We start from the raw sequence: 22,711 nt of genomic DNA on the forward strand, positions 1-22,711 counted from the left end.
GAGTCGCTACAGTCCGGGCACCAGCGCTGCAAGCTCGTCCGGGCGCTGTTCGGGAACGAGGTTCTCCGGGAGGGTATCCCAGTCGAGTTCGTCAGTGCCGGGTTCGGCGTCGGTCTCGAAGCCGGGGTCGTCGGCCGGTTCCCCATCGCGGTACTCCCGCGGCGGGCCGTCGTGGGCGTAGACGCCCTCGGGATGGTCGACCGTCCAGACGTGCAACATACAGGGGGTGCGACAGGGCAGTGAGACGTCGCCGGTCTCGAAATCGCGCTCGTAGGCCTGTCGGTAGTACCACCACGCGAATCGGCCGGGCAGGCCCGCGTGATAGTGCCATGGCGAGCAGCGGTCCCCGTCGTCATCGTAGACTGCCGGCGGCTCGATCGGCTCGCCGTCCCGTGTCGCGATGAACATGACGCCGATCGAGCGCCACGTTTCGTTGTCGACGAGCACCGATTCCGGCCGTTCGGGGTCGAGAACCGCGTCGTCGCCGACGTACTCCGGGTTGATCCAGTGTGACCAGCCGTCGGCATCCCAATCGAGCGTATCGAAATAGGGCTTGAAGCCCGCCTCGATCAGGGAGCCGACGTCCGGATACCGCTCCTCGAGCGTCTCCTGTACGGCGGCTTGCAGTTCGACCGTCGCCGGGTGGTCGTCCGCACAGCCGTCCATCCCGCCATCCACGCAGTGGCCCATGCTCGGCTCGAGGGTCGCGTCGGGACACGCACCACCAAAGCCGTCGATCGAGACGCGCTCCGTTGCACTCGCCTGCCCCGCGCCAACTACCGAAACGGTCGCTATCCCGGCCGACGCCCGTAGCAGCGTTCGACGGGAAACAGACCGATAGCCGTCACTGTCGTCCATACCAGAATCTCCACACCGACGCTCCGGATAAACCCCTGCTGGTGAAAATGCTGACTGTCCAGATCCGTGACTACTCGAGAGCCGCACCGGTTCCCGGTCGCTCGAGAGCCACGAGGTCGATCCGACCGTCGGGCATCGACACGCCGTCGTAGGGGTCGTCGGCGAGCAACAGCGAGCCGTCGAGGTCGGCGTAGTCGAGCAGCGGCGCGAGGTGGGCCGCCGCCGCGATCGAGGCGTTGGACTCGGTCATACAGCCACACATAACCTCGAGGCCGTGGGCGCGAGCGGTGTGGATCATCCGTTTGGCCTCCCGAAGGCCGCCACACTTCATCAGTTTCAGGTTCGCGATGTCACAGCGATCGGCGATCTGTGGGATATCCTCGAGTGTCACACAAGATTCGTCGGCGGCGATCGGCAGCGCCGAGCGTTCGTAGACGAACCGCAGGCCCTCGCGGTTCTCGGCGGGCACGGGCTGTTCGACGAACTCGAGGTCGAACTCGGTCAGCCGCTCGATCTTCCTGACTGCCTCACGCGGCGTCCAGGCCTCGTTGGCGTCGACGAAGAGGTCGACGTCGGGGGCAACCGACCGGATCGTCCGGATGATCTCGATATCTCGATCCGTGCCGAGTTTGACCTTCAGGCGGCCGTAGCCGCGCTCGAGTGCCGTCTCAGTCTTCTCGCGCATCGACTCCGTGTCGTCGATCCCGATGGTGTATGAGGTCTCGAGCGTGTCGGCAGGGTCGAGTCCCCAGTACTGATAGAGCGGAACGTCGAGGCGCTTCGCCGCGAGATCGTGACAGGCGATGCTGACCGCGGTTCGGGCGGCGGGGTTGCGCTCGACCGTCTCGCGCATGCGGCGTTCGATCCGCGCGAGGTTGTGCGGGTCGTCGATTTCCTCGACGACGGCGAGTAAGTCCGGCAGGACGGCCTCGACGGTGGCGACGGTCTCGCCGTAATGCGGAGACGGCCCTGCGCCGCCGATACCGACCCGTCCGTCCTCGTCTTCGACGTGGACCGTGACGACCTCGGATTCGGTCTCGGTTCCGCGTGCGATCGTGAACGGGTACTCGAGGGGGAGCGAGCGCCGTTCGAACGTCGTCTCGAGGCTCATAGCAGCGCGTCGAGGACCGTCTCGCTGTCGAACCGAACGACGTCCGTCGCGGGGACGTCGATCGCGTCGACGTACGCGTCGACCGCCTCGCGAGCCGCGTCGTCCTCGAGGCTTGACGTGTTGAGCGCGCCGGCGACGACGTCGCTGTCGGCGACAGGCGCAGCGAGGTTCTCGTAGAGGTCGATATACGTCGAGAGATCGGGAAGGGGGAACGACTCGTAGCCGTGGATCGCCTCGCGGCCGGCGTCGTGACAGAGCACGAGTTTGTCCGCCATCGAGCCGTGGAGGATGCCACAGGTCACGGCTGAGTAGGCGGGATGGACGATGCTGCCCTGCCCTTCGACGAAGAGGTAGTCGTGCTCGTCGCCTTTCTCGAGGATCATCTCCTCGACGGCACCTGCAGTGAAGTCGCTGACGACCCGGTCGATCGGGTTCCCCCAGCCTTCGATCATGATCCCCGTCTGGCCGGTTGGGATCACGGCGGCGTCGTAGCCGGCCTCGCGGGCATCGCGGGCGAGTTCCATCGAGACGGTCATCTTGCCGACCGAGCAGTCGGTACCGACGGTGAGGATAACCTCGGCGTCGACCTCGTCGGCGATCCCCTGACTGACCGTCAGGTCGTCGCTCGGTTTTCGCACGTCTCGAAGCTCACAGTCGTTCTCGGCGGCGAGTTCAGCGAACTCCTCGTCATCGGCGAGGAAGTAGTGCAGTCCGGAGATAACGTCACAGCCGTTCTCGAGGGCCGTGCGGACGTCCGCCCGCCAGCTCTCCTCGAAGCCGCCCCCAATCGGGGCGATACCGATCAGCAGGGCGTCGACCTCGTCAGTCTCGAGGTCGGCCATCGATTCGTAGATCGGTGCGTCCTGAACGTCGGGGACGAAGTCGTTGACGCGCTGGCCTGCCGTCTCGCGGTCGAGGACGGCGACGGCGTCGTAGTCGGCATATCGGAGGACGCCCAGTGCGGTTTTGGCCCGGTCGGGGAACTTCTCGTGTGCGAGAATTGCGACGCGCATACTCGAGCATTGTCGACGGCCTATTTAACCGTAAATACTGGACCCGATGAGCGCATGAGAATGCCAGCCAGCGGCGTGGTCAGCTCAAAGCACCTGTAGTTCCGTCGTCCAGAACGACCGATGGGCGTCCTCGAGTGCCGGTTTCGGGTCGCCGGTCGCGTCGACGGCGGCCGTCCCGGCTGGCTCGAGGCCGGCGTCATCGACGAGCGTGTCGACGACGCCGCGCTGGCCGACAATAAATAGGCGCTCGATGTCGTCGGGGACGTGCTCGAGGCCGTCCACACAGCGCTCGAGGTGGTCATCGATCTGGTCGTCGCGGATGCGTTCGAACCGAGCCTGCGAGAAGCCGCCTTTCGAGTGGCTGCCTTTGACATCGCTTTCGAACCCGCGGTAGTCGACGCGCTCGTCGCCGTCGTAGATTCCGAGCGCGAACAGATCCGCCCGGACGAGCGCGAGCGCGTAGCGGCCGGTCGGCAGGACCCACTCGCGCTCGAGTGCGAAGTGATCCCTCCAGCCGGCCCGGTGGTTTCCGTCGAGACTCACTGGTGGCTCGAGCGTGACGCTAATGAGGCCGGCGTCGTCGGCACATACCACGCAGGGGGCGGCATCGTCGACGAGCGCGGTTCGCTCGCCGAGGACGTCCTCGAGGTCGTCGGCGATCTCATCGCGAAGTCCTACGAGACCGTCGTCGCCGACGACTGCCGTCAACGCGCCTTCGGGACCCGTTCGGAACGAGGCGAGTCGGTCGACCACCTCGGCGAGTCGACTCCCGCGAAGCTGTTCACGGCGGCGAACCTCGAGCCCCGTTTCGTCGTCGCCGATTCGCTCGAGTTCGCCCTCGAGTTGGGCGATGCGGTCCTCGAGTCGGTTCACCTCCGCTTCGACGTCCTGTCTGGCCGTGGCGGCCTCCGCGCGGCGATCGGATTCGGCCTCGTAGCGCTTTCGCAGTCGCTCGTTGTCCTCCTCGAGTTCGTCGATGCGCGCTTTTAACGAGGCGCGGCCGAGCAACTCATCGAGCATCTGACTGAACAGGCGAAGCGAAAATACTTCTAGGTTCCGGCGTCCGACGGCTCGGTTCCGGGTGCCGACCACTCGCCGGTGAACGCGAGCAACTGCTGGGCGCGTTCACGGCGGGCGAGCAACACCTCACGAAGCGAGGGCGGGTTTCGGACGTCGGTGCCCTCGAGCAGCGACTCGGGGAGTGCAAGCGTGTTTGCCGGGACGGCGTCGTCGCCGTGGACCGAGAAGTGCTGGGACTCGAGTTTCATCACCAGTGGCGCGTCGAGGCGCTCGATTCCCTCGCCGCTCGCGTAGAGCGCTTCGTTGAGCTGTTCGTGTTGTCCGCTATCCATGAGGGCGTGACTCCCGTCTATGGGGGTCACGTAGAGTCGTCCGAGATAGTAGCTCCGGGAAAACACCTCGAACATGGTAGTTAGTACCATGGGTTGGCGAGACATAACTATTTTCGCACAGAGTTAAGTCGGAGGACTATCAGGGCAGAAGATCAGTCTGTGACCGAACACGATGGGGCCATCAGTGTCACCCACCGACATCAGGTTGGCATGGGGTCGACAGTCTCGCCACCGTGGGCTGTGGGAGAAACGTTTCAGACGGGTTACTGTCGTCACGTCTCGCCCACCGCCGATCCGTGCTGGCGATCGGCGGGACACAGGGACAGCAGTCCGTCTCAAACGGTTTTCAACGATCGTAGACGGATTGAACGGTTCGAACGAAGGTCCGTCTTTTTAGTATATTCGAGGATAGGACATGGTGATGACCACCACTCGGTCGGTTGCGCTCCTCGTGTTGGTCGCCACGATCGGACTCACAGTCGCTCCGATCGCAAGCGGTGCCGTCGTTGGAGCGTTAACGGATGAGACGACTGCCGATACTGACACCACCGAGTCCGAGAGCACCACCTCGGTCTCGATGTTCATGCAATCCAGTGCAGCCGATACTGAGAACACCGTCGAAGACGGGATGTTCGAGGCGAAATACGACGCTGCGGACAACGAGAGCCGGACGGACCTCGTTCACGATCGAACGACCACCTTAGAGCAACGGCTCGAGGCCCTCGAGGCCGAACGCGACCAGCTTCGCGAACGGGAAGACGACCTCTCCCGTGGGGAGTATCAGGCTCGAATGACGCGTCTGACGGTCGAGATCGACTCCCTCGAGCGATCGGCCGGACACGTCGAGAAACGGGCCAACGGGGCCGACGTCGAGGACCGGCTCGCCACCCTCCGTGAAAACGCGTCGGAACTTCGCGGTCCCGACGTGGCCGAAATCGCTCGCGGACTCGGTGGCGGAAACGGGGCACCCGGTGGCGGACCGGCCGACGATGCCGGACCGCCGACGGAGTCGCCGGGGACTGGACCGAACGCCGATACGGGAGCCGAAGCCGGGCCGCAGACGAACACTTCCGGGACCGGGCCGAACGCCGGCGTCGGCGCCGAGAAGGCGTCACCGACGACCGATCCGGACCCAGAACCGAACGCAACGGCGACCGTGGAGCCTGCATCCGAATCGGACTCGAGGGCCGATCTGGATGCGGATGACGACCCGGACGCGGATGACGAGCCAGATTCGAACGAACCCTGACGGTCTGTGGCCCGATCCGCAGGCTGAGCCGGGGGACGCTGGAGACGAGTCCGTATGAGACGCCGGTCGCTGTCGCCAGTGTGAGACGATACCGACCGTAAATCGGGCAGCAGCGCCAGTAGCGAGCAGACACGCTTTTCAGCGCCGACCCCCAACCCTCTCGTGATGGATTCCGCCGAACTGCTGGATTTGTTAGGGAACGAAAACCGGAGACGAATCCTTCGGTTACTGTCCCGCAAACCCTGTTATGTCACCGAAATATCCGACTACCTCGGCGTGAGTCCCAAAGCGGTCATCGAACACCTCCGAAAACTCGAGGACGCCGGCCTGATCGAGAGCCGGGTCGATGACCAGCGTCGCAAGTACTTCCATATCGCCCGTCACGTTCGCCTCGAGGTCAACGTCTCGCCGTATGGGTTTGCGAGCAAGAGCGCCTATCCTGCAAACAGCAGCCTCGATATGACGACGTGCAGACACCTCTCGCTCGACGTCTTTTCCGACGAGATGGACGACCTCGACGACCTGTTGCACGCACTCGAGGACTTAGAACAACTCGAGAACGAACTCTCGCTGGCCCAGCGGTGGGTACAAGGTCGACTCTGTGACGTGCTCGACCAGATCTCCGAAACCGCCGGCACCGGCCCCGAAAGTCGAATCTACGCCGACGTGCTGGCGAGCATCCGAACGAAGCCGAAATCGGTGAGTGAACTCAGTCGAGACGTCGATGCACCCCGCGAGGTCGTCGCTGGGCTCCTCGAGTCGATGGCGGACGAAGGGATCGTCCAGCGGACCGAACGTGGCTGGGAGCTCTCGACGGAGTAGCCCGACGGACGACAGCCTCACTCGATCTCACGGGTGAGCCCGGTTCGCAGGTCGCGGCCGAAGTAGTAGCCGACGAGCGAGGCGACGAGCCCGACGGCGACACCAACGGCGACAACGGTCTGGAACGAGCCCGCAGCGGCGAGAAAGGCGTTACTGGCCACTGCAGACACCGCACCGACCGACGTTCCGGCGGCAGTGAGCTCGAGATAGCGCCGTTTGGACGTCAAGAGGCCGATCGCAAACGCGACGCCGAGGATGCCGATGATCCGTCCGGCGATCGGAATCGTCGTCCCGCCGGCGAGCAACCCGGTTCCAAGAAGGAGGACGAACGCGAGAAACGCCTTCGGTGAGAAATAAGAGTCTGCCGCAAGCCACGACCGGAGGCCGACACGCCGCGTGCTATCGTCGGCTGCCGTCGACGCGTGCGTTTCGTTCGGACGGTGACCCCTCTCGGAGTCCGTTGACGCCGATGTCTCATCGCTACCGGCCTCGAGGCCAGCATCCGAGAGGAGCCGATCCGTTTCCTCGAGGAGGTCATCGGTGTCGCGGGGTTTGGTCACCTCGTCCGAGCGGTCGCTCATATGAGCCCATTGCGTAGCGGACAGCATGGGTTTTTCCCTGCGTGGTGCACACCGCTGTTTTCGCTCCCCGATACGAGGGCTCCGTTTTTTCACGCCGGGAGCGGTACCACTGTTCGATGAGCGCCGAGTTGCTCGCGTTCGGTGTCAGCGCACTCGCCCTCGGAATCGGGGTGTTGGTTGCTGCTCGCCACCTCTATCCGCGACTCGAGTTGCCTGCTGATGCCGAGTCCTCACTCGAGTTGTTGACCGCGATGATCGCCGGTATTCTTCTGCTGACTGGGCTGGGACTGGTTCTGCTCAGTCTGTTCGGCTGAGGGGAGGCGCTGACAGTGCCTGTGCAGTCGAGACGCTGGCCGCAGAAAGCGTGCCTTCAAGTCCGACGCCACGCAACGCCCACGCATGAATCCAGGCGATCGCGTTCGCGTCGACCGCGCGGATCGCACGTACGAAGGCGTGTTACTCCCCTCGAGCACCGATGACCACCTCGTCGTGAAACTCGAGGGCGGCTACAACGTCGGTATCGACCGCGCCGAGGCTGACGTCGAACTGCTCGCGGAGGACGTCTACGAGATCGACGGCACCGATGCGACGGGCGACGACGGCGCCTCGGAAATCGAGTTCGACGACGACTTGCCGACGATCTCGCTCATCTCGACGGGTGGCACGATCGCGTCGACGGTCGACTACCGCACAGGTGCGGTGACGGCACAGTTCGACGCCGAGGACGTCCTGCGCGCCGTGCCCGATCTGGCGGGCCGGGCCAACTACCGCGGGCGCGTCGTCGCGAACATTCTCTCGGAAAACATGGAGCCACCGCTCTGGCAGGACCTCGCCGACGCCGTCGCCGAGGAGATCGAAGCCGGGGCCGACGGCGTCGTCGTCATGCACGGCACCGACACGATGCAGTACTCCGCATCGGCGCTCTCGTTTATGCTCGAGACGCCCGTGCCGATCGTCTTCACGGGCTCGCAACGCTCGGCCGACCGACCGTCCTCCGACAACGTGATGAACGCCGTCTCGGCCGTCGAAGCCGCCAAAAGCGACTGCGCGGAGGTGCTGGTCTGTATGCACGCGACCGAAAGCGACGACGTCTGTGCGCTCCATCGCGGCACGCGCGTCCGGAAGAACCACACCTCCCGCCGAAATGCGTTCGAGACCGTCGGCGCGGAGCCGCTCGGCGAAGTCGAGTACGAGACCGAGGAGCTCACATTCCGTCGTGACTACCAGCAGCGCGGCGCAGTCGACCTCGAGCGAGCCACGGCCCTCGAGGACGACGTCGAACTGCTCAAGTTCACGCCCGGGATGGACCCCGCCTTCCTCGACGTCGTCGAGGGAAGCGAAGGCCTGATCATCGAAGGCACCGGCCTCGGTCACGTCCACACCGACCTCATCCCCCGGATCGAAGAACTGATCGACGACGGCACGACGGTCGTCATGACGAGTCAGTGTCTCGAGGGCCGAGTCTGTGACCGGGTCTACGATACGGGCCGAGACCTGCTCGAGGCGGGCGTCGTCGAAGCCGGCGATACGTTGCCGGGGACGGCGAAAGTCAAACTGATGTGGGCACTCGAGCACAGCGTGGATGTCGAAGAGGCGATGGGGACGTCGCTGGCTGGCGAGATTCAACAGCGGTCGGTGCCCTGGGAATAACTCAGTTGTTACGGGCTTGCAGCGCCGTTTCAAGTGCTTTCAACGGATCTGTCTCGAGAGCTGCCTTGATCTCCCGTTCGGTCTCCGTCGAAAAGCAACGCCGCTCCAAGAACTCTTTGACACCCTCTCGTGCCTGTTCGATATCCGAACGGTGTAGTTCCGACTTCATGCTAGCCCCTATCATGGCTGTAGGTCGCACGGTTTGATAAATATACCTGAATGTGTTACTTTCGTATCAAATAGAGTCGTCCAGTCGGACCTGACACCGGTTGTCGATTCTGCGAAGTGCTTTGACGTGTGGCCACCTGAGTGAATATGTTTCACGGACAATGGCTTCCGACTCCACCCCCTCCATCGAGATTCGCCGTGCGACCCACGACGACTACGACGCTGTCGTCGACTTTACGAGCGAGATCTGGACCGACCGCGGCGGTGACTACATTCCTGAGGTCTATCACGACTGGCTCGAGGACGACGACGAGACGGGCAAGAAGACGTTCCTCGCGACGGTCGATGGCGAGGCCGCTGGTATTGTTCAGGCGGTGATGCTCACGGCCGATGAGGCCTGGTTTCAGGGCATTCGCGTCGCGGCCGACTACCGAGGACGAGGTGTCAGCCACCGGCTCAATGAGGCCTGTTTCGACTGGGCGCGAGCGCAGGGGGCAACGGTCGCTCGCGTGATGATCTTCTCGTGGAACACGGTCTCGATCGGTGCTGCGCGGGCCAGCGGCTACGAGCCGATCACTGAGTTCCGGTTCTCCCACCCGACCCCCGATCCGGACGCCGAGGGACCACTGTCGGTCTCGAGCGATCCCACCGCTGCGTGGCGCTACTGGACTCACAGCGACGCCCGCACCCAGCTCTCGGGACTCGGGCTTGCCCCGGAAGCGTCGTGGGCGATCAGAGAGCTGACGCGGGCAGATTTCGACCGATTCGCGGACGAGACGGCCGTCTTCGCCGTCGAGGGCGAGGCTGGCCTTTCGGGTGCGGCCTACCGTTCACGAACGGTTGAACGAGATATCGAGGATGAGTCGGGCGACTCGAGCACTGAAACGTGGGCCGAGTACGGCGTCGGTGCGTGGGACGACGCCGCTGCTGCGCGCTCGCTGTTCGCGGCGATTGCTCGCGACGCGACCGCCTGTGGGGCCGACGAAACGCGTGTCCTGATCCCCGAGACCGCCCGTGCGGTCAGCGACGCCGCCTACACGGGGGTTACACTCGCGGAAGAGCCGGATTTCGTCCTCGGGATCGATCTCGCGGTGGCGTGAGTCCCTGTGTGGTTCGGGATCGACGGCGGCTATCCGCCGCTGACCGGCGGGAACAGCGCCAGTTCGTCGTCGGCCTCGAGTGCTGTCTCGAGGCCTTCTTCTTCGACTAAGACGTTCGTGCCGTTCCGAAGCACGTTGATCTGTGAGCGGAGGTCGCCGTCGTCGTCGAGAACGCGCTCCTCAAGGGCGGGACGCCCGTCGAGCAGTTCCTCGAGGGCGTCGCCGACGGTGTCACCCGCGGCTGTGTCGACGGTGACGTGTTTGTCGCCTGCGTGTTCGGCGAGATCTGCGAAGAGTTTCCATTCCGTGGGCATACGTGGCGGTATCGGTGCCGACGGCAAGTAGCTACCGCTCCCCTGTGTGTGCTGCCGTCGACGACGTCCCCTCACCGCTCCAGTTCAGCGACCCGGCGTAGGGCGTCCGGGCGACCCAGCACGTAGGCAACGTCGCCGGCCTCGAGTCGAACATCGTCGTCGGGTAACGCGAGCGGGTCGTCGTCCGTCCCGGCGCGCTCGAGGGCGATCGCGAGTACCGGGAGCGAGCCAACCGTTGCTCCCTCGAGTGTGTCGCCCGCGGCGACCGATAGTGTGGTCACGGTTTCGTCGGCCGCCCGAAGCAGCGAGACGAGGTCTCGATCCGCCTCGGCGTCCCGTGGCAGCGTCACCAGCCGGTACGTCGGGTCGTCGCTTTCGGTGTCTGGTCCATCATCCTCCGTCGGAGACACCCGTTCGGTCGCCCCTCGGTGTCCCATCGTTTTCGCGTCGGCGGCGTCGATCGCAACGGTCGCAACGTCGTCCGCGACACCGCGAAGTTCGCCGCTTGCGACCCGCCGGGCTGGCGCCACGTCCGAGCGCCAGATGCGAACGGCGTCGCCGGGACTGGCGTCGGGTGCAGGGTCGGCACGGATCGCGACGGCGACACTGCCCGGCGCGAGCGTGGGGCCGATCCCTGCCGGGCGGCTGCCGACTGCGAGATACGTGATCGTCCCGTCGGCTGCGAACTCCACGTCGACGTGACCGATTCCGTAATCGCGCTCGAGTCGATCGGTGAGTCGCTCCCGGCGCTGCTCCTCCGAGAGTCGACGCGGCAACAGCACCGTCTGACCGGCGAGTTCTGTTTTCGTCTCGGCTGGGACGGGATCGTAGCCGTCGACGTCCGCGATCTCCGCGGGGAGGTCGATGGTGACGACGCGGCCGGCCGAGCGAACGAGTTCGCTGACATCGGTGATCGTCTGCGGAGCCGTCATCGAGAACACGTCTCGAGCGAGGTGATTGCCGAGTCGCCGGCCGCCGTCGGCGGCGATCGCACTCACGGCGAAGACGGTGACCGTGTAGACAGCTGTCTCCGGGTCGAGCAACGGCGTTTCGCCGATGATCGCATCCTGCAGTGCCGTCTTGGTGTTCAGCCAGATCGCGACCATCGAGACGCCACAGAGGATCGCCACCCCTTCGGGAATCTCGTCGGTACTGTACCAGCGGTAGATGAACGCAACGCCGAGACTGCTGCCACCCGCGAGCAAACTGAAGCCAAGCAGTCGCCCGATCGCGTCGAACAGCGTCTCCGACGTGATCGTCTGGGCGACGACAGACTCGATCACGCCCGCTCACCTCGTCGCCGCCCTCGAGGCCGCGGTGTCGCGCTCATCGGGCAACCGCCTCCGAAAACGTCTCGACCGCCGACTCCGGACCCGCGACGAACACCTCGTCGCCGGCCTCGAGTGCGCGTTCGATGCCGGGGCCGAACACCCAGCCGTGCTGGCGACCGCTCGTCTCGCTGCCCTGTCGGCGGACGGCCAGCACCGTCACGTCCGCCGTGGTGACAGGCCCGTCGTCGGTGCCAGCCGTGCCGACCGTGAGCCGGCGGACGACGTAGCCGGCCCGTCTGATCAGCCCGAACGCCTCGAACTCCTGGCTTGTCCCCCGCGAGTGCACGACGAGTCGGGGCTGGTCGGCCTCGAGCAGCGACGCGACCGCACGACGAGCGACGGCGACGGTGACACGACCGACGCCGCCGGCACTCGCCCCGGCCGGGCGGGTCGGCGGCTCCGGCTCTGTATCCCTCTCGCCGTCGTCGGTTCCGGCCGAGCCGTTCGTCGCCGGTTCGGCATCGGCTGCCGCGTCGGCGTCGGCCACATCCCGTTCGGTTCGGGCACTCAGGACGGTGCCGTTGATCGTCCGATCGCCCGACTGAATCGCAACGGTATCGCCACGGGCTAACCCCGTCGGGACCAACGTTGCAAGCGAGACGGCGCGCTGTCCCTCGGGGACTCGCCGAGAGAGGCCACCCGACGGCGGCGCGGCGACAATCGTCGCCCGCGCTTGCTCGTCGATCGTTACGTCGACGTCGGCCAGATCGTGGTCCGTCCGCAGGCGTTCCTCGAGTCGAACCTCGAGTTCCGAGAGTGGGATGTCGGCGGGGAGTCGCCACGAGCCGGCCTTCAGTGAGGTCCGAAGCTCGGACGACAGCGGTGGATAGCCTTCCAGATCGCGGATCTCGCCGGTCGGGCGAACCGTCACCTGCCCCATCGTCCCGACGAGTTCGACGACGTCGGCCGACAGCGTCCGCTGGCGGATCGAGGTCAACGAAAGTCGGCGCGGGAGCTCCGCGCCGAGTTTATCGCCCTGATTGTGGGCGTAGAGCGCGAGCATGAGGACGACGAGAACGGCGACGAGCAGCCGTGGCGATTGGGCGATGTCGGGTTCGACGAGCCCAAGCAGCCCACCCTGCACACTCGCGATCGACAGCGCGAGCACGACGACACCGAACCCGGGGAGCGTGACGCCGGTAAAGTAGCGAACGAGAAAGCCAAGCGAGCCGGCGACGAACGCGGGAACGATGCCGGTCAGGAGCCCGAGATAGAGCCCGAGCAGTATCTCGACCGGGAGTGTCATTGTGGGCGACAGGCCCGGGAGCGATAAAGGAGTACCGACGTGGGCAGCCGGTCACAGAGATTACGACTCGAGAGCGGTGGCAGGCGATCGGGGTGGCTGTCGTCGGGCGAGTTCATCGTTCGGTGATCGCCACGCGGCCGTCCATCGGAGACGGAGGCGTTAACTAATGTCGTCTCCGACCCGGTGTATGGTCGGTGAGGCACTGTTCGAGCGGCTCCCGGACAACTGGAAACGGATCGTGACGGTTCGTGCAGCCGTTGGACTTGCGCTGTCCGTTGCACTCCTCTCGGTCGTGACGGGAGTGTTGCATATCGGGCAGGAGACTGTCGATTACGGCCCGCTCGCGGGGTCCGTCCCGGCCGCCGTTCAGGAGGCTGTCGGCTTTACCGGCGCACTGACCGGCTTTCTGATGGTCGGCAGTGCGCTCGCTTTGCGTCGGGGGCTGCGAGCCGGCTGGTGGGCGACGCTGATCCTCATGCCCGTAACGGCGGTTCAGGGGCTGTTACAGGTGAGTCAGTACTCGCTGCCACTGGTCGTGCTCTCGATGCTCTCGGTTCCGTTTCTCCTGTTTACCCGCAAACGATTCGACCAAGAGCTAGCGCTGACCACGACACAGCTCGCGGCCGGTGGCGCGCTCGTCGGTGTGCAGGCGTACGGCACCTTCGGCGCGTACGCGCTCCGCGAGGATTTTGACGGGATCACGAACATTCTCGATGCCTTTTATTTTACGCTGATCACCTCGAGCACCGTCGGCTACGGCGACATCGGTCCGGAGACCCATGAAGCGATGCTGTTTACGATGTCCGTGGTCGTTCTCGGCGTGGCTAGTTTCGGTATCGCCATCGGGGCACTCGTCGGCCCAGCGATTCAGACGAGAATCACGAAAACACTCGGAAAGATGACCGACTCACAACTCGAGATGCTCGAGGATCACATCCTCGTCCTCGGCTACGGCGAACTGACGGAACCGATCGTCGACGAACTCGCAAGCAACGGCCAGGCGTTCGTCGTCGTAACGAACAACCGTGATGTCGCCCCGTCGCTCACTGACCGCGGGATTGCGGTGATCACCGGCAACCCAAGCGATGAAGGGCCACTTCGACGGGCAAAAATTGACCGCGCACGCGCAATTCTCGTCGCAACCAACCGTGATGCCGAAGACGCACTCGCGATCCTCACTGCCCACCAACTTGCACCCGACACGCGCATCGTCGCCGCTGCGACCGACCGTGAGAACACCCGCAAACTCGAGCACGCTGGTGCGGACGCGGTGATCAGCCCCGCCGTGTTGGGCGGCCATCTGCTGGTTCGGTCGGCACTCGGCAGCGATGATAGCGACCTGATTCAGCAGTTCATCGACGGCGACCAGCAGTCGGGCTGACCGTCCTATAGTACCAACTGAACCGACTGACACACGCATCGCACAGCCATCGTGCGATACGTGCAGTGATTTTCAGTGGCTACTATACTCCGGTGCGCCCTCGAGGATCGCCACGCCGCTCGAGGCCCCGAGCCGTTCGGCTCCGGCCTCGAGCATGGCCATCGCATCGTCGTAGCTCCCGATGCCGCCGCTTGCTTTGACGGGGAGATACTCGCGCATGCGCTCGACGTCTTCGATGGTCGCCCCACCATCGGCAAAGCCTGTTGATGTCTTGACCATCGCAGCGTCGGCTGCAACGGCGGCCTCGCAGGCTCGCTCGATCTCGGCGTCGGTCAGCAGGGCGGTCTCGAGGATCACCTTGACCGGGATCGGTACTGCAGCGACGAGTTCGGCGAGTTCGGCCCTGACAGCGTCGTCCTCGCCCGCTTGCAGCCGACCGACGTTGATGACGACGTCGAGTTCGTCCGCGCCGGCCTTCCAGGCGAGGACGCCCTCCCGCCGTTTCACGTCGTGGTCGTTCTGGCCGTGTGGGAATCCGACGACCGTCGCGAGCGTGACGTCGGGCGCGTACTCGGTCGCCATCTCGAGGGCGTACGGCGGGATACAGGCGTTCATTCCCCACTCGGCCGCTTCGTCGAGGGTTCGACGAACCGCGGCGGGCGTGGTCTCGGGGCCGAGAACGGTGTGGTCGATCAGGGGGGCGAGTTCGCTGCGGTTCATACAGGGAGGACTCGTCGAACGATCAAAAACCCGCCCGATGACTTTTGGCCGCTGGCGTGCAATCAGTTACCATGGTCTCCCGTCAATCCGATGTCGATCCGGCAGTCATCGAGACCGCCGAGGACATCGAGGCGATGCGAATCCGAGGGGCGGCGACCATCGCCGACGCGGCTGCCGAGGCGCTTGCGACACAGGCAAAGCGGTCGGCGGCAACGGAGCCTGACGCCTTCGAGCGCCAGTTGCGAGCCGCCGCGAAAACGCTTTATGAGACCCGGCCAACTGCGGTGAGCCTCCCAAACGCACTCCGATACGTGCTTCGCGGGATGGACGGCGAGACGGTCTCCGACCGTCGGGCGACGACGATCGCCCGCGCCGAGGAGTTCCAACGCGAACTGGCGCAGGCCCAGACCACGCTCGGAACGATCGGCTCGAATCGCCTGTGTGACGGCGACGTCGTGATGACCCACTGCCACTCGACGGACGCGCTCGCCTGTCTCGAGGCCGCCCTCGAGGACGGCAAATCGCTCGAGGCGATCGTCAAGGAGACACGACCCCGCAAGCAAGGTCACATCACGGCCCGGCAGTTACGCGAGTGGGACGTGCCGGTGACATTGATCGTCGATAACGCGGCTCGGCGGTCTCTCGACGAGGCAGATCACGTACTCGTCGGGGCAGACAGCATCGCCGCCGACGGGAGCGTGATCAACAAGATCGGCACCAGCGGGTTGGCGGTCAACGCCCGCGAGCGCGGGGTCCCGGTGATGGTCGCTGCACAGACGATCAAACTCCACCCAGATACGATGACCGGCCACACCGTCGAAATCGAGATGCGAGACGACGCCGAGGTGCTTTCCGAGGAACAGCGAGCCGACATCGCCAGCGACGCCGGCGACGCCGACGACGGACTCGTCGTCGAGAACCCCGCCTTCGACGTCACGCCACCGCGGTACGTCGACGCCATCGTCACCGAGCGTGGCCAGTTCCCACCAGAGAGCATTGTGACGCTGATGCGGGACCTGTTCGGCGACGCGATCGGCGAGCCCTGGGAACCGTAGGACTCGAGGCGGCCACCAGCTGCGACGCGGACTTCTTTCTCACCGGCTCAGGAGAAAAATCTACTCGAGTAAGCCGTTGTGGATCGGAAAGTGTTAGTCGCTGGTGTGTGCCAGTACCTGTATGGTAGTACCCGAGGGGTTCGTGCTTCCGCCGTGGTATCTCCTCGTCCCGATACTTGTGGTACTGGCGGGGATCATCGCACTGCTGTGGGCACTTGAGCCGCCGGTGACTGATCGGACCGTGCTGGCGTTTGCACCGTGGATGATGTTCGGCTCGACGCTGCACGTGCTGCACCGACTCGATCTCTATCCGGACCAGATCGAGACGCTGTTTGCGGCGCCGAGCGTCTATCTGGTGACGGCGATCGTCGCCGGGGCTGCATGGATCATCGCGATTTTCCTGTACGCCGGCGGGCTTCAGCCGACGATTGCGCGGTTCGTCGGCATCTCCGGCACCGCCTTCTTCGCCGTCTTCGCGATGATCACGCTCAACGTCGGCTGGGAGCAGGGAACGTTCGAGCCGTTCTGGCCAGTTATCGCCGTCGTCGCCACCGGCGTCGTCACCGCACTCGCTTGGGTCGTGCTCAGTCTCCGATTTACCGATGTCGCCGCGACGACGGGCGCAACCGGTGTCCTCGTCGTCTTCGGCCACACGTTAGACGGCGTCTCGACGGCGATCGGCTACGATGTCCTCGGTGCCGCCGAGGAAGTCCCCCTTTCGCGGCTGATCCTCGAGGCCGGCGAGACGCTGCCGACCGAGCCGTACATCGGTGCCGGCTGGCTGTTCGTCCTCGTCAAAGTCGTCCTCGCGCTGGTGATCCTCGGACTGTTCAAAGAGTACGTCGACGAACAGCCCCAACAGGCCCGGCTGATCCTTGCACTGCTCGCCGCGGTGGGACTCGGGCCGGGCGTCCACAACGTCTTGCTCTTTATTATCACCTAGACTTTTTTCGGCGTCCATCGTCTTGCTGTAGCATCGAATGGCACCCACCGTCCTCACTGCTGGCCACGTCAACTGGGACGTGACGCTCCGGGTCGACCGCCTCCCCGAAGCCGACGGCGAGGCGATGATCCGTACACACCGCCAAGCCGGCGGTGGCAGCGCCGCAAACGTCGCCGCCGCACTCGCCCGACTGGAGATCGATACCGGCCTCATCGGCAGCGTCGGCGACGACGACACCGGCCGTCTCGCGAGACGTGCTCTCGAGGAGGCGGGCGTCTCGCTGTCGGGACTGCGCGTCGTTGAGGGGGCCGAAACGGCCGTTAAGTACCTGCTCGTCGACGACGACGGCGAGGTCGCAATCCTTGGCAACGACGGCGTCAACGAGGCCATCCGGCCGGCGGACCTCGAGGCCGAGCGCATCCGCGCGGTCGACCACGTCCATCTCACGAGTCAACGGCCGGAGACCGCGGCCGCGATCGCCACCATCGCGACGAACGCTGGCGTCACCGTCAGTTTCGATCCCGGCCGCCGCGTTGGCGACCGTGCGTACGACGCGACGCTTTCGGCCGCCGACGTGCTGTTCGTCACCGAGCGCGAAGCCGACGCGCTGGCCGACGTCGGCGAGACGGACGGCCAACTCGTCGTCATCACTGCCGGTGACGACGGCGCGACGGTTCGAACGCCGGACGGAACCGCCACTCATCCCGGATTCGACATCGAACCCGTCGACACGGCCGGGGCCGGCGACGCGTTCGCGGCGGGCTTTCTCGCGACTCGACTCGAGGGTGGTGACATCGAGACCGCCCTCGAGTACGCACACGCCTGTGGGGCGCTCACTGCGGGCCGAGAGGGGGCACGGAGCGCGCCGACGAGAGCCGAACTCGAAGCGTTTCTCGCCGATCACCCGTGACCGGTGATTTATATATGTCAATCACCTCAACTGAACACCCCCAATTCGACCGCTGTCTCTCGGTTCTCATCCGACGTTGTCTGACGGCAAGTATATAAGTGGAGGCGTTGGCCACTTGGATAGAACGTCACGGGAACGTGACGGAGAGACATGACAGAACGAAAGAGCAGTACGTCCCATGGATGTACGTTTCGGCAGCGCATCCAGTACGACCGGACGACGGAGGAGTCGCCAAGTATCGCCGCTGCAACGGCGCTGGCACAGTATCATGGGGAGGACGTTGCGGAAACCGACACACGACTGTACGACTATATCGATCCCGACGCACTCGATGCCCTCTTTGCGGAGACAGAGCGGGGATGTAGCCGACAGTCGGGAACCGTCGAGTTCACAGTCGAGGAGGTGACGGTCGCGGTTCGACCCGACTCGATCGAGGTGTACCGGACCGAGTAATCGGCGGGACAACGACCCACTGCGACGGTCGACTGTCGCCAGTCTCCGGCCGGACCACAGGGCGAGACCGGTCCGACCGGGAGTGACAGCGTGTCGGCCGTCCGAATCGTCGATTCGGCCACACCGCGTGGGGAGAGGGTCGCCGTCGTTCACGTCGGTGGACTCGAGGCACGTCCTCGAACCTTTTTTCTCGCCACCACCGAAAGCAGGCGTATGGCAACCCAACCACATCTGCTGGTCGACGAGGGAGACCTGACCGATCGCGTCCTTATCCCGGGCGACCCGGGCCGCGTCGATCGGATCGCCAGCCACTGCGACGAGGCTGAAACGGTCGCCGAAAACCGCGAGTACAAGGTCGTCAACGCCACCTACAAGGGCCAAGAGCTGACGATCTGCTCGACCGGGATCGGCTGTCCGTCGGCCGCGATCGCGATCGAGGAACTGGCAAACGTCGGCGTCGAGACGTTCATCCGTGTCGGCACGACCGGCGCGCTCCAGTCCGACATCGAGATCGGCGACATGGTCGTCGCAACCGGCGCTGCGAAAAACGAGGGGACCACGAAACGGTACGAGGCCGTCGAGTACCCCGCCGTCCCGGATTACGACGTGCTGTCGGCGCTCGTCGATTCCGCCGAGGCAAACGACGAAGAGGTTCACGTCGGGCCTATCGCCTCCGACGACGCCTACTACGCCGAGTCCGAGGACGCCGTCGCCGACTGGGAGGCTGCCGGCCTGCTCGCCGTCGAGATGGAAGCCGCCGCCGTCTTCTCGCTGGCCCGCCGCAAGGGCCTGCGCGCCGGCGCGATCTGTACTGTCGACGGCAACCTCGTTGAAGGCACGCAGAAAGGCACCGACACCGAAGACGACGAACTCCCCGAGAAGGCCAAGAACAACGTCGCCCGCGCGATCGACATCGCCCTCGAGGCGGTCGTCGACCTGTAAGGCGCAGTCACGATCACTTCGGGGGTGGGTCGTCAGCCCGCCGCTGTTCGATCCGCTGTGCCTGTGTCCAGTCGAGTTTGCGATTCGAGAGCACGTCGAGCAGACATTTCAGATTCAAGGCGTCGTGAAAGTGTTTGTAGCCGACGACGAACAGGGGTGCATAGACGAGCAATCGCCAGTCTTCGCCCTCGATCAGGATGCCGAGTGCAGCGATGAGCACGATGATACTCGTAAAGAACACGAAGAGTGCGAGCACCTGAACGACCTGTCCAGTGAGTGCAAGCCAGACGATAAAGCCGAGGATGATCCAGGTCGCGATCGGCAGGAAGAACATCTCGACCAGTCGGAACGGAACCGCGAGCCGATGGAGTAACCCGTAGGAGGGATCGACGAGGACGCGACGGTGTTTGAACAGCGTCATGTAGTTCCCGCGATACCACCGGAGCCGCTGATTGTACAGCGAGGCCCAGGTATCCGGGGCCTCGGTGTAGACGCGGGCGTCGCTGACGGTAACACGGTAACCCGAACGGAGGACCTTCATCGTCACGTCGAAATCCTCGGTCAGCGTCTCGGGATCGTACGCGAAGACGCCCTCGAGTGCGTCGCGGCGATACGCGCCCAGACAGCCGGGGACGATCAGGACGATCCCGAAGTGATCGAGCATCCGCCGATAGATGTTCACCCCGATCGTGTACTCGAGTTGTTGACAGCGAGTCAACAGCGAGTCGCGGTTCCAGATCGTCACGTTGCTCGCGACTGCCCCGAGGTCGGGATCGTCGGCGAACGGGGCGACGATCCGTGTGAGTGCATCAGGTGCGACGATGCTGTCGGCATCGACCGTGGCGATGATCTCGCCCTCAGCGAACAGCAAGCCGTAGTTCAGCGCAGAGTACTTGCCGCCGTTTGCTTTCGTCACGACGCGAACGAGGTCGCTATCGAACGAGCGTGCCTCGGCAGCCGTCTCGTCCGTACTCCCGTCGTCGATGACGATGATCTCTATCTGCTCGGTCGGATACTCCGCCTCGAGTAGTGAGGTGATCGCTCGGCTGACGTAGCCGGCCTCGTTGTACGCCGGCACGAGGACGCTCAGTGATGGATACGGTGGCGACGGCGTCGCTCTCGAGTCACTGACCTGATCGTGATAGATGGCGATGAGGGCGATGAACCAGTAGTAGATGAAGATGAGCGCGATCGCGATGAGATGGACGAACTGGATGGGGGACGGAGCCACCCAGCCGATCACGACGATGCCGACCGCATAGCCACACAGCACGAGCGCCAGCGTGCCGACGCCGAAGACGCCACGATACCAGGGCCGGTACGTGACCACGTAGTACGACCAGCCGACGTAGCAGGCCATGAGCAGCCCGAAGCCAGCGACGGCGTACAGCGAGCCATCGTCCATCACGCCGACGAGCAACCAGAACGGAAACACCGCCGAGAGAAACAGCGCGACCGAGAGCCACCTGACCGACCGGAGTCGCGTCCAGAGTCGGGCCCCGACAGCAGCCACCCGGCTCATGACGCCACCGATCCGCGGTTCGCAGTCGTCGCCTCGATCGGTTCGAGCACCCGCCAGCCGTCGTCGGTCTCTTCGATTTCGTCCGCCTCGAGGCCAGCGTCGAACTGCTCGAGGGTCATGAACGTGACGTCGTCAGTCGCTTTCATGTGCTGGATGAGCGACCGGAGGCGCTCGAGGCGCTGGTCGCTCGTGAAATACTGGTAGTGGATCATCTGGACGTGGACCGCGTTGGTCTCGACGGAGCGGTCGAAGGAGTCGGTCAGCGTCTCGAGGTCGTACAACGGCACCTCGTCCGTCCCGTCCTCGGCGGCGGTCCAGTTCTCGAACGCCTGAGTCTCCGGCACGTGCCGAATGCCGTCGGCCTCGAACGGTGGCGTGGCGTTGTACTGCATCGATGTGAACCAGTCACCGCCGGAGACGACCGAGTACTCCGCCTCGGCCAACACGTCGACCGTGCTCTCGTCGTACGTGTTCATCGGTGGAATGAACGTCTTCGACGGGCGGTCGACACAGTCGTGCATGAGCTCCTCGCCAGCGGCCAGCCACTCCGCCTGCGTCGTCGCGGGCATGCCACCGAACTCGCTGCCGTTGTAAAAGTCGGTCTGCGCTTCGTGTGTGTAGCCGTGTAGTGCCATCTCGAACTGGCCCGGATACTCGGTCTCGAGCGAGCGGAGGTACGAACAGGTCGTCTCGTCTGCCGTAATCGGCTGTTCGCCGCCGACCATCGGAATAATCCCGAGTGTGACGGGAACTTCCTCCTCGATAAACACCTGATCGACGGCTCGCATCGCTTCGGGGTTGTACCACGGCTGGATGTCATCGTTTCTGAAGATGACGATGGTGTCGTACTCCTCCCACGTGCGGTCGATCGGTGCGGCGTCGGTCTGCTCCGATTCCAACACCGTACTGACCGAGATGGCGACGGCAACTCCCGACAGCAAGATCACGACGACCAGCACCGACGCCAACAGCCGCTGACCGTGATCCGAGGTCGGAAGATACCGATCCGGCAGCCAAGAAAGCTCACCGCCGGGCGTCGGCGTCGGCAGTTCGGGAAACGTAATCTCCCGGCGCTCGAGGGCGGTTCCCGCCGGCTCGGACTCGACTTCGAACCGTCGCCCACAGTCACGACATCGACAGACGGTGTTGACTGCCGCCAGCGTGTCTGTCCGCGTGGACTGCCCGCATTTCGGACACGGTCCGTCCTCGACAGCCGTCGCTGTGCTAACGTGTCCACAGCGATGTTCGACGATCCGTTCGGTCGTCACCGACGACGAGCCACACTGCTGGCACTCCCCTTTCGAGTGTCCCCCCATCGACTCGACAGTCCCATACTCGGAGTATTGTAATGACTCTCCTACTGACAGGTAGCTGGGACCTGTCGGGTGGGTGGCCATCGATACCAGTTGTTTTGCCGATCGCGAGACGATATCGGATATGAGCGATCCATCGACCGACCACGGTTTCGACCTCGAGCGAGCCTACGACTGCGACGAACTCGCCGCCGTCGTCGACGAGCTCAAGACGGCACTGACAGCCGACAAGCCGCTGTGGCTGACCGACGGCGAACGGGCCACCCGAGTCACGTTCCCCTCGCACGTGGTTGCGACCGTCGGGACGCGCCACGACGATGCCGAGCCGACGGTCTCCGAACTAACACTCACGCTCGAGTGGGACGATCCGGACGGCTCGAGGCTCCGACTCGAGGACGGCGAGGACGCGTCCGAGCTGCCGGGTGAACGGCCGGTAGTCGCGGGCGATTCGGAGACGGATGCATCGGCGACCGATCACCGCGAGCGAACCAGTCGGTTCGAGGTCTACGAAGACCGCGCCGGACAGTGGCGCTGGCGGTTGGTCCACTGGAACGGCAACATCATCGCCGACAGCGGTGAGGGGTACGCCTCGCGATCGAACGCCAGACGCGCCGCACGCGGCGTCATGCGCAACGCACCGACGGCGACACTCGAGGACGGTGAGCGCTGACGGGCGC

At 64.7% G+C, this 22,711-nt stretch carries 25 protein-coding genes; 12 read left to right on the forward strand and 13 right to left on the reverse strand.

Annotated elements, in window-relative coordinates:
* Positions 1 to 6 precede the first annotated feature (6 nt).
* From C495_RS05080 to C495_RS05100, 5 genes are all read right to left on the reverse strand, one after another.
* Positions 7 to 858, reverse strand: coding sequence for a hypothetical protein (locus C495_RS05080; protein ID WP_008160629.1), 852 nt, complete (start codon positions 856 to 858; stop codon positions 7 to 9).
* A 70-nt stretch (positions 859 to 928) separates the two neighbouring features.
* Positions 929 to 1,969 carry a dipeptide epimerase gene (locus C495_RS05085; protein ID WP_008160631.1) on the reverse strand — a complete coding sequence of 347 codons (1,041 nt, stop codon included), beginning with the start codon at positions 1,967 to 1,969 and terminating at the stop codon, positions 929 to 931.
* A complete protein-coding gene (locus tag C495_RS05090; RefSeq protein ID WP_008160633.1) occupies positions 1,966 to 2,982 on the reverse strand; it encodes a DUF1611 domain-containing protein in 1,017 nt (338 codons plus the stop codon). Before C495_RS05090 ends, C495_RS05085 begins: the two co-directional genes overlap by 4 nt.
* 84 nt (positions 2,983 to 3,066) lie before the next feature.
* Positions 3,067 to 4,002: a Vms1/Ankzf1 family peptidyl-tRNA hydrolase gene (locus tag C495_RS05095; RefSeq protein ID WP_008160635.1), complete on the reverse strand. Its 936-nt coding sequence runs from the start codon at positions 4,000 to 4,002 to the stop codon at positions 3,067 to 3,069.
* Between the two features lie 29 nt (positions 4,003 to 4,031).
* On the reverse strand, positions 4,032 to 4,409 hold the full coding sequence (locus C495_RS05100) for a DUF5802 family protein (protein ID WP_008160636.1): 378 nt from the start codon (positions 4,407 to 4,409) through the stop codon (positions 4,032 to 4,034).
* Positions 4,410 to 4,755: 346 nt separating this feature from the next.
* Between C495_RS05100 and C495_RS05105 the strand changes: the two genes are divergently transcribed.
* Together C495_RS05105 and C495_RS05110 are read left to right on the forward strand one after the other, a co-directional pair.
* On the forward strand, positions 4,756 to 5,583 hold the full coding sequence (locus tag C495_RS05105; RefSeq protein ID WP_193788004.1) for a hypothetical protein: 828 nt from the start codon (positions 4,756 to 4,758) through the stop codon (positions 5,581 to 5,583).
* 165 nt (positions 5,584 to 5,748) lie between these two features.
* Positions 5,749 to 6,405: a metalloregulator ArsR/SmtB family transcription factor gene (locus C495_RS05110; RefSeq protein WP_008160641.1), complete on the forward strand. Its 657-nt coding sequence runs from the start codon at positions 5,749 to 5,751 to the stop codon at positions 6,403 to 6,405.
* A gap of 17 nt (positions 6,406 to 6,422) precedes the next feature.
* Here the strand turns inward: C495_RS05110 and C495_RS05115 are convergent, their stop codons facing one another.
* Complete coding sequence (locus C495_RS05115; protein WP_008160642.1) at positions 6,423 to 6,986, reverse strand: hypothetical protein; 564 nt, start codon at positions 6,984 to 6,986, stop codon at positions 6,423 to 6,425.
* Between the two features lie 116 nt (positions 6,987 to 7,102).
* Between C495_RS05115 and C495_RS05120 the strand changes: the two genes are divergently transcribed.
* Both C495_RS05120 and gatD read left to right on the forward strand, forming a co-directional pair.
* The gene (locus C495_RS05120; protein WP_008160644.1) at positions 7,103 to 7,300 is read left to right on the forward strand and encodes a hypothetical protein; all 198 of its coding nucleotides are present in this window, start codon (positions 7,103 to 7,105) and stop codon (positions 7,298 to 7,300) included.
* An 85-nt stretch (positions 7,301 to 7,385) separates the two neighbouring features.
* Positions 7,386 to 8,636 (forward strand): Glu-tRNA(Gln) amidotransferase subunit GatD, encoded by a 1,251-nt coding sequence (gene gatD, locus C495_RS05125; RefSeq protein ID WP_008160646.1) that lies wholly within the window; start codon positions 7,386 to 7,388, stop codon positions 8,634 to 8,636.
* A 1-nt stretch (position 8,637) separates the two neighbouring features.
* Here gatD and C495_RS17575 read toward each other — a convergent pair whose 3' ends face one another.
* Positions 8,638 to 8,805 carry a hypothetical protein gene (locus C495_RS17575; protein ID WP_161605554.1) on the reverse strand — a complete coding sequence of 56 codons (168 nt, stop codon included), beginning with the start codon at positions 8,803 to 8,805 and terminating at the stop codon, positions 8,638 to 8,640.
* Positions 8,806 to 8,965: 160 nt separating this feature from the next.
* On the opposite strand from C495_RS17575, the gene C495_RS05130 reads away from it, so the two are divergent.
* The gene (locus C495_RS05130; protein ID WP_008160647.1) at positions 8,966 to 9,904 is read left to right on the forward strand and encodes a GNAT family N-acetyltransferase; all 939 of its coding nucleotides are present in this window, start codon (positions 8,966 to 8,968) and stop codon (positions 9,902 to 9,904) included.
* Positions 9,905 to 9,933: 29 nt separating this feature from the next.
* Here C495_RS05130 and C495_RS05135 read toward each other — a convergent pair whose 3' ends face one another.
* The 3 genes from C495_RS05135 to C495_RS05145 all read right to left on the reverse strand — a co-directional run bounded on the left by C495_RS05135 (position 9,934) and on the right by C495_RS05145 (position 12,795).
* Positions 9,934 to 10,218, reverse strand: coding sequence for a ubiquitin-like small modifier protein 1 (locus tag C495_RS05135; RefSeq protein WP_008160649.1), 285 nt, complete (start codon positions 10,216 to 10,218; stop codon positions 9,934 to 9,936).
* 71 nt (positions 10,219 to 10,289) lie between these two features.
* The gene (locus C495_RS05140; protein ID WP_008160651.1) at positions 10,290 to 11,501 is read right to left on the reverse strand and encodes a hypothetical protein; all 1,212 of its coding nucleotides are present in this window, start codon (positions 11,499 to 11,501) and stop codon (positions 10,290 to 10,292) included.
* Between the two features lie 43 nt (positions 11,502 to 11,544).
* Entirely contained in the window at positions 11,545 to 12,795 is a 1,251-nt protein-coding gene (locus C495_RS05145) for a hypothetical protein (RefSeq protein WP_008160653.1), read from the reverse strand.
* A gap of 187 nt (positions 12,796 to 12,982) precedes the next feature.
* Here C495_RS05145 and C495_RS05150 point away from each other — a divergent pair, with 187 nt between their 5' ends.
* Positions 12,983 to 14,176 (forward strand): NAD-binding protein, encoded by a 1,194-nt coding sequence (locus C495_RS05150; protein ID WP_008160655.1) that lies wholly within the window; start codon positions 12,983 to 12,985, stop codon positions 14,174 to 14,176.
* A 72-nt stretch (positions 14,177 to 14,248) separates the two neighbouring features.
* Here C495_RS05150 and deoC read toward each other — a convergent pair whose 3' ends face one another.
* Entirely contained in the window at positions 14,249 to 14,896 is a 648-nt protein-coding gene (gene deoC, locus C495_RS05155) for a deoxyribose-phosphate aldolase (RefSeq protein WP_008160656.1), read from the reverse strand.
* A 71-nt stretch (positions 14,897 to 14,967) separates the two neighbouring features.
* On the opposite strand from deoC, the gene C495_RS05160 reads away from it, so the two are divergent.
* The 5 genes from C495_RS05160 to C495_RS05180 all read left to right on the forward strand — a co-directional run bounded on the left by C495_RS05160 (position 14,968) and on the right by C495_RS05180 (position 19,199).
* On the forward strand, positions 14,968 to 15,951 hold the full coding sequence (locus C495_RS05160) for a ribose 1,5-bisphosphate isomerase (RefSeq protein WP_008160658.1): 984 nt from the start codon (positions 14,968 to 14,970) through the stop codon (positions 15,949 to 15,951).
* Positions 15,952 to 16,072: 121 nt separating this feature from the next.
* Complete coding sequence (locus C495_RS05165; RefSeq protein WP_049890149.1) at positions 16,073 to 16,894, forward strand: DUF63 family protein; 822 nt, start codon at positions 16,073 to 16,075, stop codon at positions 16,892 to 16,894.
* A gap of 37 nt (positions 16,895 to 16,931) precedes the next feature.
* The gene (locus C495_RS05170) at positions 16,932 to 17,804 is read left to right on the forward strand and encodes a carbohydrate kinase family protein (protein ID WP_008160662.1); all 873 of its coding nucleotides are present in this window, start codon (positions 16,932 to 16,934) and stop codon (positions 17,802 to 17,804) included.
* Between the two features lie 150 nt (positions 17,805 to 17,954).
* Complete coding sequence (locus tag C495_RS05175) at positions 17,955 to 18,257, forward strand: HalOD1 output domain-containing protein (RefSeq protein ID WP_008160663.1); 303 nt, start codon at positions 17,955 to 17,957, stop codon at positions 18,255 to 18,257.
* A 213-nt stretch (positions 18,258 to 18,470) separates the two neighbouring features.
* The gene (locus tag C495_RS05180) at positions 18,471 to 19,199 is read left to right on the forward strand and encodes a nucleoside phosphorylase (RefSeq protein WP_008160665.1); all 729 of its coding nucleotides are present in this window, start codon (positions 18,471 to 18,473) and stop codon (positions 19,197 to 19,199) included.
* Positions 19,200 to 19,212: 13 nt separating this feature from the next.
* Here C495_RS05180 and C495_RS05185 read toward each other — a convergent pair whose 3' ends face one another.
* Positions 19,213 to 20,721 (reverse strand): glycosyltransferase, encoded by a 1,509-nt coding sequence (locus C495_RS05185; RefSeq protein WP_008160666.1) that lies wholly within the window; start codon positions 20,719 to 20,721, stop codon positions 19,213 to 19,215.
* On the reverse strand, positions 20,718 to 22,037 hold the full coding sequence (locus C495_RS05190; protein WP_008160668.1) for a DUF2334 domain-containing protein: 1,320 nt from the start codon (positions 22,035 to 22,037) through the stop codon (positions 20,718 to 20,720). The genes C495_RS05185 and C495_RS05190 overlap by 4 nt, the downstream gene beginning before the upstream one ends.
* A gap of 121 nt (positions 22,038 to 22,158) precedes the next feature.
* On the opposite strand from C495_RS05190, the gene C495_RS05195 reads away from it, so the two are divergent.
* Positions 22,159 to 22,704 (forward strand): YegP family protein, encoded by a 546-nt coding sequence (locus tag C495_RS05195; protein WP_008160670.1) that lies wholly within the window; start codon positions 22,159 to 22,161, stop codon positions 22,702 to 22,704.
* The last annotated feature ends 7 nt before the right edge of the window (positions 22,705 to 22,711 follow it).

Source organism: Natronorubrum sulfidifaciens JCM 14089 (assembly GCF_000337735.1).
Lineage (GTDB): Archaea > Halobacteriota > Halobacteria > Halobacteriales > Natrialbaceae > Natronorubrum > Natronorubrum sulfidifaciens.

Excerpts from the sequence above, each read along its gene's own strand:
- C495_RS05080 (WP_008160629.1), bottom strand. The coding sequence starts at position 858 with ATGGACGACAGTGACGGCTATCGGTCTGTTTCCCGTCGAACGCTGCTA.
- C495_RS05085 (WP_008160631.1), bottom strand. The coding sequence starts at position 1,969 with ATGAGCCTCGAGACGACGTTCGAACGGCGCTCGCTCCCCCTCGAGTAC.
- C495_RS05090 (WP_008160633.1), bottom strand. The coding sequence starts at position 2,982 with ATGCGCGTCGCAATTCTCGCACACGAGAAGTTCCCCGACCGGGCCAAA.
- C495_RS05095 (WP_008160635.1), bottom strand. The coding sequence starts at position 4,002 with ATGCTCGATGAGTTGCTCGGCCGCGCCTCGTTAAAAGCGCGCATCGAC.
- C495_RS05100 (WP_008160636.1), bottom strand. The coding sequence starts at position 4,409 with ATGTTCGAGGTGTTTTCCCGGAGCTACTATCTCGGACGACTCTACGTG.
- C495_RS05105 (WP_193788004.1), top strand. The coding sequence starts at position 4,756 with ATGACCACCACTCGGTCGGTTGCGCTCCTCGTGTTGGTCGCCACGATC.
- C495_RS05110 (WP_008160641.1), top strand. The coding sequence starts at position 5,749 with ATGGATTCCGCCGAACTGCTGGATTTGTTAGGGAACGAAAACCGGAGA.
- C495_RS05115 (WP_008160642.1), bottom strand. The coding sequence starts at position 6,986 with ATGAGCGACCGCTCGGACGAGGTGACCAAACCCCGCGACACCGATGAC.
- C495_RS05120 (WP_008160644.1), top strand. The coding sequence starts at position 7,103 with ATGAGCGCCGAGTTGCTCGCGTTCGGTGTCAGCGCACTCGCCCTCGGA.
- gatD (WP_008160646.1), top strand. The coding sequence starts at position 7,386 with ATGAATCCAGGCGATCGCGTTCGCGTCGACCGCGCGGATCGCACGTAC.
- C495_RS17575 (WP_161605554.1), bottom strand. The coding sequence starts at position 8,805 with ATGAAGTCGGAACTACACCGTTCGGATATCGAACAGGCACGAGAGGGT.
- C495_RS05130 (WP_008160647.1), top strand. The coding sequence starts at position 8,966 with ATGGCTTCCGACTCCACCCCCTCCATCGAGATTCGCCGTGCGACCCAC.
- C495_RS05135 (WP_008160649.1), bottom strand. The coding sequence starts at position 10,218 with ATGCCCACGGAATGGAAACTCTTCGCAGATCTCGCCGAACACGCAGGC.
- C495_RS05145 (WP_008160653.1), bottom strand. The coding sequence starts at position 12,795 with ATGACACTCCCGGTCGAGATACTGCTCGGGCTCTATCTCGGGCTCCTG.
- C495_RS05150 (WP_008160655.1), top strand. The coding sequence starts at position 12,983 with ATGGTCGGTGAGGCACTGTTCGAGCGGCTCCCGGACAACTGGAAACGG.
- deoC (WP_008160656.1), bottom strand. The coding sequence starts at position 14,896 with ATGAACCGCAGCGAACTCGCCCCCCTGATCGACCACACCGTTCTCGGC.
- C495_RS05160 (WP_008160658.1), top strand. The coding sequence starts at position 14,968 with ATGGTCTCCCGTCAATCCGATGTCGATCCGGCAGTCATCGAGACCGCC.
- C495_RS05165 (WP_049890149.1), top strand. The coding sequence starts at position 16,073 with ATGGTAGTACCCGAGGGGTTCGTGCTTCCGCCGTGGTATCTCCTCGTC.
- C495_RS05170 (WP_008160662.1), top strand. The coding sequence starts at position 16,932 with ATGGCACCCACCGTCCTCACTGCTGGCCACGTCAACTGGGACGTGACG.
- C495_RS05175 (WP_008160663.1), top strand. The coding sequence starts at position 17,955 with ATGACAGAACGAAAGAGCAGTACGTCCCATGGATGTACGTTTCGGCAG.
- C495_RS05180 (WP_008160665.1), top strand. The coding sequence starts at position 18,471 with ATGGCAACCCAACCACATCTGCTGGTCGACGAGGGAGACCTGACCGAT.
- C495_RS05185 (WP_008160666.1), bottom strand. The coding sequence starts at position 20,721 with ATGAGCCGGGTGGCTGCTGTCGGGGCCCGACTCTGGACGCGACTCCGG.
- C495_RS05190 (WP_008160668.1), bottom strand. The coding sequence starts at position 22,037 with ATGGGGGGACACTCGAAAGGGGAGTGCCAGCAGTGTGGCTCGTCGTCG.
- C495_RS05195 (WP_008160670.1), top strand. The coding sequence starts at position 22,159 with ATGAGCGATCCATCGACCGACCACGGTTTCGACCTCGAGCGAGCCTAC.